Below are 13,195 nucleotides of genomic sequence, written 5' to 3'. Positions count from 1 at the left end.
AGGTAAATTGCTGAAAGAATAAAATAAATTGGTAAAAATGGGCTTAAAACTTTAATTTCTCATTTCTCGACTTCATTTTAGAAATTATGCTTTTCTTGTCGCTTATTGATAGCATCATTAAAACTTTTTGATCATTTAAACATAGTAAACGATGAATAAACTTCGTACATAAATAGAACCCGATTTTTAAACAGCACAACAACTTTATCCAACTGTGTTCGAATTGATTACCAATTACATAGACTATTGCGATGAGTTTGGTGATGAAGATTCGCTTGAATATCAAAAACTCAGTGAAACACTTACAGAAATTACCAGTAAAGACATTTCTCAATATGAACTTTGGGAGTGGTGGGAAGCCGAAGGTATTGAAAATTTAAGCTTTGATATTTGCCTACCTGAGCCTAAAATCATCCACAATATTTCAAAACAAGAACTTACTGAAATTGTCCAGCGGATTAAAAGCTCAGATTTTAATACTCAACACGCAAATGATTTCATCAATGCTTTTTACCTCCGCACCATTTTCTCAGGCGGGTATTTTTATAACTTTTTAAAACTCAATTTTAAAGCATTTAAACATCAATTGTTTCAACGTAATAAAGATCAAGCAGGACGATACTTTGAATATTCGGTAGAATACATTGTGGATCGGCTTTGGAGTCAATGATTGCCATAAAAATATCACCATCAACAAAACATGCAATTCGTCTATTGGTTTAAATCATTGAGAGGCATATTTTGACTGGCATTTTATTGGACACAAGTTTTTACGATTTTGACTATTTGTATCCTTATTTTTCAATGAAAAGTGTTTACACTCAATATACTTACAGCTTTCAAGCCTTTTTTCTTTGACTTTACAGTCACAGAGAATTAACCATGAAATACTTGTACGTCACTATAAGATGTTGCACGATGTAGCGGAACAAATATGTGTCATAGAAGACACACGTCGTATTTATGAAGATTATAAATCTGGTTTAACCAGTATTGAGGAAACCGATATGCCACAATACAAAGCACCCTTACGTGATATGCACTTCGTTTTGCATGAGTTATTAAATGCTGAAGAACATTACGCGAAACTCCCTGCATTCCAAGAAACCGTAAGCCGTGAATTGATTGATCAATATTTAGAAGCTGGCGCGGATTTCTGTGAAAATGAATTATCTCCACTTAACCAAATCGGTGACAGTGAAGGCTGTAAATGGAATGATGGTGTAGTCACCACACCTACAGGCTTTAAAGCAGCCTATGACAAATATGTAGAATTAGGCTTCCCTTCTCTTTCAGTTCCAGAAGAGCATGGCGGTCAAGGTTTACCTGGTTCTTTAGCAACAGCTATTTCTGAAATGGTGGGTGCGGCAAACTGGGCGTGGGGTATGTACCCAGGTCTTTCACATGGTGCGGTTCGTACGATTGAGCATCATGGTTCTGCTGAGCAAAAAGCAACATATTTACCTAAACTTGTTTCAGGTGAGTGGACTGGTACTATGTGCTTAACAGAATCTCATGCAGGTTCTGACTTAGGGATTATCCGTTCTAAAGCTGAGCCACAAGCAGATGGTAGCTATGCAATCTCTGGCGAGAAAATCTTTATCTCTGCTGGTGAACACGATATGGCGGAGAACATCGTTCACATCGTCTTGGCGCGTTTACCAGGTGCTCCTAAAGGTACTAAAGGTATCTCGTTATTCATCGTACCTAAGTTCAATGTAAATGCAGATGGTTCTATTGCAGACCGTAATGCAGTTCGTTGTGGTTCAATTGAACACAAAATGGGTATCCACGGTAACGCAACGTGTGTGATCAATTTTGATAACGCAAAAGGTTTCTTGATTGGACCTGAAAACCGTGGTTTACATGCAATGTTTACCTTTATGAACACTGCACGTATTGGTACTGCTGTTCAAGGTTTAACAGCATCTGAATCATCTTTCCAAGGCGCACTTGCATATGCGAAAGATCGTTTAGCAATGCGCTCACTTTCTGGTCCTAAAGCACCAGAGAAAGAAGCTGATCCAATCATTGTTCACCCAGCTGTACGTAACATGTTGATGACGCAAAAGGCATTTGCTGAAGGTGGCCGTGCATTGGTTTACTTCTTATCTCAATATGCAGATATCGTAGAGCAAGGTGTCACTGAAGAAGATCGTAAATTTGCTGACAACATCTTGTCATTATTAACACCAATTGCGAAAGCGTTCTTAACTGAAACAGGTTCTGAATCAGCGAAACACGGTGTACAAGTATTTGGTGGTCACGGCTTTATTTCTGAACATGGTATGGAGCAAATTGTACGTGATACACGTATCTCTTGCTTATACGAAGGTACAACTGAAATCCAAGCACTTGATTTGTTAGGCCGTAAAGTATTGGGTACGCAAGGTGCAATGTTGAAAGACTTCACCAAGATCATCCATAAATTTGCTGAAGCAAACAAAGACAATGCTGAACTGAAAGAATTTGTTGAACCACTTGCTGCTCTAAACAAAGAGTGGGGTGATTTAACCATGCAAATCGGTATGAAAGCAATGCAAAACCCGGATGAAGTTGGCGCAGCTGCGGTTGACTACCTATACTTCTCTGGTTATGTAACACTTGCATTCTTATGGGCTCGCATGGCGCTTGTCGCACAACAAAAGCTTGCTGAAGGTTCTACTGAAACTGGCTTCTATAATGCAAAAATTAAGACTGCGCGTTTCTACTTCAAGAAAATCTTACCACGTGTTCGCTCACATGTTGACGTGATCGCGGGTGGCTTAGATCCATTGATGTCATTAGATGCAGAAGACTTTGCATTCTAATTAGAATGTCGAGTTAGACATTTAAAAAACTGTACTCAAGAGTGCAGAAATAGAGAAAGGACGGTCATAGCTTTGGCAGTCCTTTTTCTTTATAAATAGAGCGTTATTTACTTAGACCATCTAACAACATACATGTTTGTTGGTTAAACTGATCTAAGTCTACAGATTCAAACAATAAACAGGTGAACGAACATGCCAATTTATAATGCGCCACTTGCAGATATGAAATTCATTCTGAATGACGTTTTCAATGCAGAGCAATTCTGGCAAGCCAACGAAAAGCTTGCACATGTTGATGCGGCAACGGCTGAAGCAATTTTAGAAGAAATGGCTAAATTTGCACAAAATGTTACGCTTCCTTTAAACCGTACAGGTGATGAAGAAGGCGCTCATTATGAAAATGGCAAAGTCACGACACCTGCTGGTTTTAAAGAAGCATTCCAACAATATGCTGAAGGCGGTTGGATTGGCCTAGGTGCTGAAGAGGAATGGGGTGGCCAGGCAATGCCAAAAATGCTGACTGTACTTGCAGATGAAATGTTATTTGCTACCAATCCATCATTCATGCTCTACCCGCTTCTCTCTGTCGGTGCTGGTATGGCGTTAAACAGCTATGCATCTCAAGAGCAGAAAGAAACCTATTTACCTAAAATCTATTCAGGTGAATGGTCTGGAACGATGTGTTTAACTGAACCTCATGCAGGTACAGATTTAGGGATTATCAAAACTAAAGCTGAACGCAACCAAGATGGTACGTACAACATTACTGGTACTAAAATCTTCATCACTGGTGGTGACCATGATCTTGCTGACAACATCATTCACCTTGTTTTAGCAAAAACACCTGATGCACCTGCGGGTTCACGCGGGATCTCACTCTTTATCGTGCCTAAATTCCTTGTTAATGCTGATGGTTCATTGGGCGAACGTAATACAGCGGGTCCTGGTTCAATTGAACACAAAATGGGAATCAAAGCGTCTGCAACATGTGTCATGAACTTTGATGCAGCCAAAGGCTTCCTTGTTGGTAAAGAAAATGAAGGACTAGCAGCGATGTTCGTGATGATGAATTACGAACGTTTGTCGATGGGTATTCAGGGCCTAGGTGCTTCTGAATATGCATACCAAAATGCAGCACAATATGCGACTGATCGTGTACAAGGTCGTAGTGCAACAGGTGTTAAATCACCAAACAAACCTGCTGACAGCATCCTTGTACATGGTGATGTACGTCGTATGTTGCTCAATGCGCGTGCCAACAATGAAGCTTCTCGTGCATTTGCTGTTTACGTTGGTCAACAACTTGACATTACTAAATTTTCAACCGATCCTGAAGCTGTAGCGAAGGCAAATAATCGTGTTGCGTTATTAACACCAATTGCTAAAGCCTATTTAACGGATACAGCTTTTAATGCCACGATTGACGCGCAAATGGTGTTTGGTGGCCATGGCTATATTCGTGAATGGGGTATGGAACAATGTGTTCGTGACTTACGTATTGCACAAATCTATGAAGGCACCAATGGCGTTCAGTCACAAGATTTAATTGGTCGTAAAACAATTAAATGTAATGGTGAATTCATTGCTGAATATATTGAAGAAATCCGTGATTTTGCTAATGGTCTAGATACAGACTTAAACTTCATTAAAGATGCGACTTTAGATATTGCAACTGAAGTAGATATGATTACGCAGCATATTTTAGAACGGGCTAAAGAAAATGCTGATTTCGCAAATGCTGCGGCAGTAGAGTATTTACATGTCGTTGGGTTATTAAGCTTCTCTTATATGTTTGCTCGTATTGCCAATGCTGCAAAAAATAAGCAAGGTCAATTCTACCAAGACAAACTTGCATTGACTCATTACTTCATCCAACGCCTCTTGCCTGATTTAAATGCACGTGTTGCTAAAATCAAAGCAGGGGCAGAAGTTATTATGAATTTCAGCGAAGATTATTTTACGAATCAGGCTTAATTTCATCATCAACTGAAATAAGACATTAAAACGCCCGATCATTCGGGCGTTTTTTTATTTACAACTAATGCTTTTTTTTAGAACATTTACTGTTCTATAGTCAAACCACCTAATTATTCATACAAGTAATTTCTATCAAGTCATTGATCAGAAATGAAATTTACGTTTTTGTATAAACTTTTAGAAACCGTTGATTATCGATTCAATTTTGTACTTTTGAATCCTAGATGATTATCCTACCGTGGAGCGACATGGATGTCGCTGTTGGGTGGGAGTACAGGACGTACCCCTCGCCCATGAGCAAAAACAAAGCACTGCTTTGTTTGCAGCGCAAGGTTTGGCATCGCCTACGCAAAGCAATTTAAACTTTGGTTGTAAGATGTGACATTGCAAGCTTTTTATACTCAAACAATTTTATTTTTCCATACAGTTGATTTAATTAAAAATATTAATTAAGAAAAATTATATCGTGTGGCTATAAAAGTTGACCGCAATATAAATCAAGTTGCATCAGAAAATCTTACTTTGGATAAAACTTCCGAATTGATTCAGCCATCTCTGGAGTTTGGGTTTGCAAAGCATTTGCTGCACTTGTGGCATCCACAGCACTGCGATTTTGACTGACTTTAAATTTTCCTAAGATTGAATCTATTTCGATCTCAATCGCCACAATTTTTTCTAATTGCTCTTCGATATAATCATTCGGCGCATCCCCCATTTTCCAAGGTACAATCTGTGGTGCTTCATGCTGACGTGTCAATCGCGCCAAAATACCCCGCAAATATTTTTCATCATCTATTTTTCGAATTGTTCCCTTCACATGCACAACACGATAATTCCATGTCGGTACTTCCCGATGATGCTCAAATTTTCCTAGATACCAATTCGGTGAAATATAACTTTGCTCAGCATGGAAAATCACATAAGCCGATTCAACCTGTTCTAACAAGTTAAATAAAGGATTAGCTTTGGCGATATGTCCACGTAACAATCCAGACTTGCCAGCTGAACGATCCAATTCAAAAGGAATATGATTCGCTTCAATTTCACCGTCATAAGTAACCATCAAACTTCCCAATGGATTCTGTTCAATTAAATCGAAAAGTTCAGTGAGATTCTCTTGTTTAAAATGAGTAGGAAGATACATGTTTTTTCCTAATACTCTTTCGAGCCATCTGGGCTGGTTTTAAATATTTCAGGTAATTCAGCATTTTCAGTAAAAGCTTCACCTTTAAAAATATTAACCACTTCAATTTCCCCTATAATTTGCTGATTAAACTCGTCTAGTCGCTCAGCTGGGATCCATAACTCCTGACAAAAATCATCACCAACCGTATGTACTTCAAACTGAGCCAGATACTCATCATTCAATTCAAACCGTGTGACATAGCCAATATAACCACTTGCTTGATCTTTGGTATTCCAATCTAAAGCAATTTTTTCAGCATACTTCTGATTTAAAACAGGATAGAAAATAGGTTGCCAATACAATCTTGGTGGGAAATTTTTAAAGCCACTCTTTTCAATCAATTGATATTCAAAAAGTCCAATTGGTCGGTACAAATACATTGTTATTCCTTTAATTGTATTGAAAATAATCTATCTATAGACTAATCAGGTGAAATGATCAATTTCTTAATTAAATAGTTGTTATTTATTCGCCATAAACATTTTACTTCACTTTTCATGTGCATGAAATTTGCATAGTGTTTAATGATAAAGAACACACGCAAATGGAGGATGTTATGAATAAAGATCCACGTATAGAAAAAATAGAAAACCTCCTCGATAAATTGGGCAATATTGCAGTAGAAGCATTTCATTATATTGCGTTGTTTATCATTGGCTGTATGATCGCTTGGTCAGCGGTACATACAATTATTGAAATTTTAACCATGAAACAATACGCCAGTATTGATGATATTTTGTTGTTATTCATCTATTTGGAATTAGGCGCAATGGTGGGGATCTATTTTAAGACCAATCACATGCCTGTACGTTTCTTAATCTATATCGCAATCACCGCACTCACGCGATTACTAATTTCAGATATTCAGCATGACCATAAAGCCGATATGGATTTAGTGATTATCACAGGGTCAGTTTTAATCTTAGCCATTGCAATTTTGATCGTGAGATATGCTTCTTGGACATATCCTTCTGTTATTCGTGATAAGCACACTGAAAAATCATTACCACACGGTAAAACACCGCGACCAGAAGACGATGAGTTGGCTTAGTCTGCCCCCTCTCCTCTTAATCTAAACCTAAGCCCTTCTTCCTAAGCAAAATCAAAACAATACTTTATTGGAGCGCAAAACAACAAGGAGAAGGGGCTTTTTAATATGTTAAAACTCTTGTATGCATTCATATTGATCATAATGACGTTTTTAAATCATGTTCAACGATTATTAGGCACTTGTAAATAACGACCATTTTGGAAAATCCAATGCATACCAACCTGAGGATCAGGTAAACCATAACGGCGCCAATCACTAATTAAGGTGTATTGTGAGCTTTCTATATGACCGCCCTCTCCATTTACATAACCATAGCTAGTACCGGAATACTCAGTCTGAGTTGGAAACTGGTGATTATAAATAATCGTCACACCATTTTGTGGTGGGTAACTTGGATATGGGGCATTTGGATGCGGATAGGGCCTATTTGGATAACTTGGGTACGTTGGATAGGAATGCTGGTATTGAGGTCGAACAGGAATCTCCTGTGACATTTGGCGGCCATATTGATCTGTATATTTATAGGTCGTTGTTGGATATTTCTTTTGAGGCCGCTCAACACTGCGATAATTCGCCCAATCTTTAGCGTCTGCCCATGTCATTGTTGAAGTTGCTGAAAGCATCAACATCAAGACACTTAAACTGAGTATCTGTTTCATTTCAACCTCCAAACTTGAACGTATACACAACAGCTTAATATATCATTCAAGATAAATAATGGATGAATTGCAGTCAAAATTTAATCTTCTTTATTGTTTATACATCAACTTAGGTAAATTCTGACATCAATCTGATAAAATATAATTTTAATCTGATGAGTGCTGTATTGTGGCTGAACTGAGCTTTGACCGTTTACATCAATTTTTTTGCAAAATCCCAAGTGTGCAAGAAGCATTTATTGATAGCTATGGTTCAGATGGCAAACAAGCATGGTGGTTTAAATTTCAAATCAATATTGACCACCCTTTAGCCTGGCAAACTGTGCAAGAACTTGGTCACGTTTTAAATTATATTTCTAAAAATGAACGTCTTCCGACTCAGTTTTTACCCGTATCTCCTCCTCCGTATATGAATGGTGAGGCGAAACAATTTTTAGCTTGGGTGATTCAATGTAACCATGCAGATTTTTCACCTGATGTGGTGTGTGACTGGTTAGAGGCACGTCTCCCAAAACCTGTAGATGATGAAAGCCAATGGAAAATCAAAACTGATTTACATGAGTTAGATCATATTTCAAATAAAGATTTGGATGAGTTAGTTCCACCAAATCCGCAGTAATTCAATCTACATGAATCTCAAAAATTTAGAATTATGCGGTAAGAAGCTCAAATATCGACTTGAGCTTCTTACTCACTTATATTTTTAATTTATTTTGCAAATGCAGTACTTCTGCTTTCAACCAATTGAAATACCAACTATCAAATTTTTGTCTACTTCCACTCTCATCCAATATAGGCGCAATCCCACCCCATAGATCTCGAGAATCGATCCATATCTCACCTTTTGATGGTCCAGTAATGACTAAAAAATAATATTCACCACAACCAATACCACAAATAGGCAAAATCCCATTGAGCTCAAAGTTTTCATAATACTGATCACGTGGATTTTCACCATGATGCTGAATAAATCTTTCAAACTCTTCGGTTGTTGGTTCGATGCGCTGAAATAATTTATCTCTAAATTCAGTATTATACTTTTCTAACCACTGGTTAAACTGCTCAGCAAGTTCCTCCCAATTTTCCAAATTATATGCATCGACAAATGGAAATGGTGTTTGCAGATCAATTAAAATATCCCCCAAAATTAGACATTGGTCCTTATGGAATATTACTTTTAAAATTCCCAGATCAGGTCCTATCCCAGCACTTTCCCAGGTATCCCCTGTACCATTACCAATTTCAGTTAAAAATCTTTTATATTCAATTGGTATTTCAACTTGATTGAGTGTTTCAAACTTAGAGAGCATGTCAATGTCAACCTGAGTGGCTAACGATTTAAAAATTAAATCTTTTTGCTGAATCGATAATTGTTCTTTTTCAATAAACTTTTCTATCAACTGCTGATAAATATTTAAGTATATTTTTATTGTTTCAATCATTTACTCTAACTCTGCTTATCTTTTTCTTATCCACCTAGACTCCCTCATTGATAAAGGAATCTAGGCAAAATAAATACTAAAACGTCGACAAACCACTCCATTCCATAAAATGGTAAACCCCGTATTTAAGTTTTGACTCATCAGCGTATTTGCTGTAATCCACACTCATTTGACGACCATTTAAGTTTGACCAAGCCGTATTAAAATACTGTTCAGCATCGATAAAGACTTGTTGTTGTGGATTGCCAACCACGCGTAAATCAGTTTCCAAATTATAATTTTTTAAATTACGTGCGGTAAAGTTGGCAGAACCTAAAATCATTTCCGCAGATTGCGCATTATGCTTTACGATCATCTTACTATGGCACTGCTCACCTTGGGTATTACACCAACGCACATCAATTCCTGCGTCATTTAACTCTGAAGCCACTTGACGGTTTGGGATACCATTTTTTTGACGACCAAATGCATCTTTATTGGGATCAAGCAAGATACGTAATTTCACTCCACGTTGCTTGGCAGCAACTAAACCTTTAATAATTTGGCGCTCTGACAAATAGAACATGGCTAAATCAATTTGATCATTGGCTTTTGCTGACGCCAACATGTTTAAGACTGCATCATAAATTGCTTTTTCAGTGAGTACTTGAACCTGAGGATCATTCGGATTTTCAGGTAGTTTGCCAAAGGCAACAAAAGGCGTATCTCCTCCCGACATATGCGCGACGGTTTGTTCAGTATTTAAAATATCTGTTGCAGTTGCCCCGTCAACCATTAATGCAATGTTAGAGTGACGTGAACTACCATCATGAGGATTGGCGGATGTGACGATGGTTTTCCAACCTTCCGCTGTATCGACCACGATGGTTTTACGATGATTGGCTTTAAAATTAAATAAATTTAAATAACTACGGACTGTAATTTTTTCTTTACCAAATGGATTATTCAGCCAGCCTTTATTTGGATTATTGCCAATATCCTGACAACATAAATACCATATTCCAGACCAAGTAGGATTAGATGCGCGGAGTGGTGTTAAATTCGTTTCAATCACATCAATACCGCCTAAACGTAATTGACGATATTGTTCAGGCTGAATTCCACCATAAACAGAATTGATAGGATCGGTAATAAACTTAATTTCTAAGCTTGGGTTTACAATTTTTTCATTAATCAAGGCTTGGGTTAATTGCTTGGTTAATTCTCGTTGCTGAACTTTAGAATCGCCGACTTCACTGTTAAATAGAAACATATCGATCACAATGGTAGTCTTGGCTTGCTTAATCAGCTGTAACACTTGATCAAAGATATGTTGATCAAGTTGCTGCTTCCCTTGCGCATCAATATAAGTTTCATCGGCAATAAATTTTACATTGGCATGACGCAATGGTCCGGTAAAATTCAGCCCTTTAGGAAGCGGTTTATAAACATGATAAATCGCAGATGAGAGATATCCTAAGGCCAATATGCCGATAATAATGCCGAAATAACGACGTTTTGACCAATTCAGTTTGTTTTGAATTTTATTGAAGATACGCATAAGAAAAGACCTAGACCAATTTAGGATCTATCAACATTTCATATATAACTTGCGTTGTCGGCTAAAATTGAGCAAACGAGGCATGAAATGAAGAGAATAGCGAGACTATTTTCAAGTTTCATAACGATGTTTGAGATAATTTTAACCACAACCCTTGAGGGACTAGAGTGTTTTTTGATGCTACATCGTTATGACCTACTCATTTAGATCACTAAATTTCATAGATCATGCCTTGTATCCTCTAAAAAACACTCGTTGTCGCAAATACAGATGAAGTATTGGCAGACCCTTAGAGCCTAGGTCGAATTCCTTTATTTTTCAATAACGATTTGGTGAATGATTGCAAATAATTAGAACTTATAGTCCATACCTATGACAAAGTTACGTCCAATTTGTGGAATATTCGATAAGAAAGAAGTGTGTTCATAAATCTTCTCGTCCAACAGGTTGTTGGCTTTAAAGAATACTTTCGCTTCTTGTTTGTTGGCCAAAGGATATTGATAAGCAACACCTAGGTTCACCATGTTATAACCTTTGGTTTCTTGTTCATAAGACGCAAATTTATCTTGGTTAAATACATGTGAATATTCTGCTAAACCAGACCAACGCTCATCAAACTCAGCATTTACACGAGCGCCTAAACGACCAGCAGGAACACGTGGTGCATTTTCATCTTCAATTTTACCGCGTACATAGTCACCAAACAGGCTGGTTTTATACACATCATTCCACTGATAAGCGACTTCACCTTCTGTCCCGTAGAACTTGGCTTTATCTTGACTGTATTTGATCAAACGGAAGTTTTCGTATTGATCCAAAGTTTTGGCATAAATATAGTTATCAAACCAATTTTGATAGACATGTACATGATAGCTCAACTTGTCATTGTCATAATGAAGACCTAATTCCACATTGTTTGACTTCTCTTTATTTAAGTCTTGATTGCCCAATTCATAAGTATTGGTCGCATAATGCTTTCCATCAGCATAAAGTTCTTGTGCTAAAGGCAATCGCTCTTGATGAGAACCCGTTAAAGAGAGCGTGTAATTTGGTGCAAATGCCCAATTCACAGCACCAGAATATGAGAATGCATTACCATCAAAGTCTTTTTGAGCTGAATCAACATCCACTGTTTGATGATCAAAACGAGTCCCTAATTCCACATGAAAATCACCAAATTGGCGATGCTCTAAGCCAAATACACTATATTTTTGGGTTTTATTTGGCGCAAGAACCGCTTCTTCACCTGTGATATCTAATTTTTGCTGGCTGGCTTGAACACCCCACACGCCTTCCCAAGCAGCAATCGGATTGTGTAACAACTCAACACGACCTTCATAACCTTTGCTCTTGAAGGTTGTCATTGCTGTACTTCCTTCAATTTCATCATGTTGATAGTCGGTATAACTTGCTTGTGCACGAAGTTTTTTAAAGCCAGCAAAAGGTTCATTGAGCTCAGAACGGAAATCATAACGTTCTGTTTTCATATCAATCCATGGCCCTGCTTCAGCATGATCATGCTCTTCCTCACCATGCCCATGTCCATGTCCTTCATCATGGTCATGGCCTGCATGATCATCATCGTGCCCACCACAGTGGAGTGATAAACCATGTAAATGGCATGACTCATATTCATGACTATGTCCAGGTAAACCGTATTGATCTTGGCGGTTGCTATAAGACACACCCGCAAAACCACGTTCACCGATCCAAGATAAGCCCACATTTACATTTTCAGACTCTGAAAATGTATTGCCAACTCGACGCTCTTTTGTACTATGTGCATGATCACCATGTTCTTCTGTTACGATATAGTTCGGGGTAATGTAATCATTGGCATCACGTTTTAAACCTTCTACACGTAATGCAACATTTGAACCTAATCCAACAGTCACCCCAGCATTTGCCATTTTTTCATCGTTGCCCGTGTTATAACGCAGACCAACATTGCCTTCATAACCATTTTCAGGCATCGCTGTCGGAATCTTGCTGTCAACCACATTGACTAAGCCACCCACAGACCCAGCCCCATATAATAATGTTGATGGTCCACGAATAACTTCAATTTTTTGTGCAAGTTGCGGATCTACAGTGACAGCATGATCTGGTGACAAGCTTGAAACATCCATGGTTTCTGTTGCATTCTGAGTCACTTTAACCCGCGCACCCTCTTGCCCACGAATTACAGGACGACTTGAGCCAGCCCCAAATGTATTGGAATAAATCCCTAGTTCATCTTTGAGTGCTTCGCCTAAGGTCGTGCCAGCCTGTTGTAGTTTTTCACGTGAAACAGTTTCATCTGCAACACCAAAATCTTGGCTTGAACGGACCAAGGGATGCCCAACAACTGTAATGGTCTCTAATTGTTGTGGATTTTTTTCAGTATTGATTTGATCTTCCGCCCAAATAGAAGTTGAAATAACTGCAGAAATGGAAAGTGTTAGGGCGCTTTTGGTAAAAGACATGGGATGCTCTCAAAGCTCAGTATTTTTGGATTACGTTATATTATAACATTTCAATATTTTTGCAA

The 13,195-nt window shown here is 38.1% G+C and carries 11 protein-coding genes; 5 read left to right on the top strand and 6 right to left on the bottom strand.

Features of this window, described 5'->3' with window-relative positions; genetic code table 11:
- Positions 1–223: 223 nt before the first annotated feature.
- The 3 genes from ACG9ZL_RS03480 to ACG9ZL_RS03470 all read left to right on the top strand — a co-directional run bounded on the left by ACG9ZL_RS03480 (position 224) and on the right by ACG9ZL_RS03470 (position 4,784).
- On the top strand, positions 224–670 hold the full coding sequence (locus ACG9ZL_RS03480) for a hypothetical protein (RefSeq protein ID WP_419359076.1): 447 nt from the start codon (positions 224–226) through the stop codon (positions 668–670).
- Between the two features lie 337 nt (positions 671–1,007).
- On the top strand, positions 1,008–2,810 hold the full coding sequence (locus ACG9ZL_RS03475) for an acyl-CoA dehydrogenase C-terminal domain-containing protein (RefSeq protein WP_336953453.1): 1,803 nt from the start codon (positions 1,008–1,010) through the stop codon (positions 2,808–2,810).
- A gap of 192 nt (positions 2,811–3,002) precedes the next feature.
- Positions 3,003–4,784 (top strand): acyl-CoA dehydrogenase C-terminal domain-containing protein, encoded by a 1,782-nt coding sequence (locus tag ACG9ZL_RS03470; RefSeq protein WP_336953389.1) that lies wholly within the window; start codon positions 3,003–3,005, stop codon positions 4,782–4,784.
- 520 nt (positions 4,785–5,304) lie between these two features.
- Here ACG9ZL_RS03470 and ACG9ZL_RS03465 read toward each other — a convergent pair.
- Together ACG9ZL_RS03465 and ACG9ZL_RS03460 are read right to left on the bottom strand one after the other, a co-directional pair.
- On the bottom strand, positions 5,305–5,931 hold the full coding sequence (locus ACG9ZL_RS03465) for an FMN-binding negative transcriptional regulator (RefSeq protein ID WP_419359075.1): 627 nt from the start codon (positions 5,929–5,931) through the stop codon (positions 5,305–5,307).
- Positions 5,932–5,939: 8 nt separating this feature from the next.
- Positions 5,940–6,353 carry an ADP-ribosylation/crystallin J1 gene (locus tag ACG9ZL_RS03460; protein ID WP_336953391.1) on the bottom strand — a complete coding sequence of 138 codons (414 nt, stop codon included), beginning with the start codon at positions 6,351–6,353 and terminating at the stop codon, positions 5,940–5,942.
- A 176-nt stretch (positions 6,354–6,529) separates the two neighbouring features.
- Between ACG9ZL_RS03460 and ACG9ZL_RS03455 the strand changes: the two genes are divergently transcribed.
- A complete protein-coding gene (locus ACG9ZL_RS03455; protein WP_336953392.1) occupies positions 6,530–7,024 on the top strand; it encodes a phosphate-starvation-inducible protein PsiE in 495 nt (164 codons plus the stop codon).
- A gap of 161 nt (positions 7,025–7,185) precedes the next feature.
- Here ACG9ZL_RS03455 and ACG9ZL_RS03450 read toward each other — a convergent pair whose 3' ends face one another.
- Complete coding sequence (locus ACG9ZL_RS03450) at positions 7,186–7,683, bottom strand: RcnB family protein (RefSeq protein ID WP_419328087.1); 498 nt, start codon at positions 7,681–7,683, stop codon at positions 7,186–7,188.
- A 169-nt stretch (positions 7,684–7,852) separates the two neighbouring features.
- On the opposite strand from ACG9ZL_RS03450, the gene ACG9ZL_RS03445 reads away from it, so the two are divergent.
- On the top strand, positions 7,853–8,302 hold the full coding sequence (locus tag ACG9ZL_RS03445) for a hypothetical protein (RefSeq protein WP_336953394.1): 450 nt from the start codon (positions 7,853–7,855) through the stop codon (positions 8,300–8,302).
- A 76-nt stretch (positions 8,303–8,378) separates the two neighbouring features.
- Here the strand turns inward: ACG9ZL_RS03445 and ACG9ZL_RS03440 are convergent, their stop codons facing one another.
- The 3 genes from ACG9ZL_RS03440 to znuD all read right to left on the bottom strand — a co-directional run bounded on the left by ACG9ZL_RS03440 (position 8,379) and on the right by znuD (position 13,130).
- A complete protein-coding gene (locus ACG9ZL_RS03440) occupies positions 8,379–9,125 on the bottom strand; it encodes a hypothetical protein (protein ID WP_419328088.1) in 747 nt (248 codons plus the stop codon).
- 76 nt (positions 9,126–9,201) lie between these two features.
- A complete protein-coding gene (locus tag ACG9ZL_RS03435; RefSeq protein WP_336953396.1) occupies positions 9,202–10,665 on the bottom strand; it encodes a phospholipase D family protein in 1,464 nt (487 codons plus the stop codon).
- A gap of 350 nt (positions 10,666–11,015) precedes the next feature.
- Complete coding sequence (gene znuD / locus ACG9ZL_RS03430) at positions 11,016–13,130, bottom strand: zinc piracy TonB-dependent receptor ZnuD (protein WP_336953397.1); 2,115 nt, start codon at positions 13,128–13,130, stop codon at positions 11,016–11,018.
- Positions 13,131–13,195 lie beyond the last annotated feature (65 nt).

Origin of the sequence: Acinetobacter legionensis (genome assembly GCF_048551735.1) — a bacterium.
GTDB lineage: Bacteria > Pseudomonadota > Gammaproteobacteria > Pseudomonadales > Moraxellaceae > Acinetobacter.
This window is presented reverse-complemented; position numbering and strand designations above follow the sequence as displayed.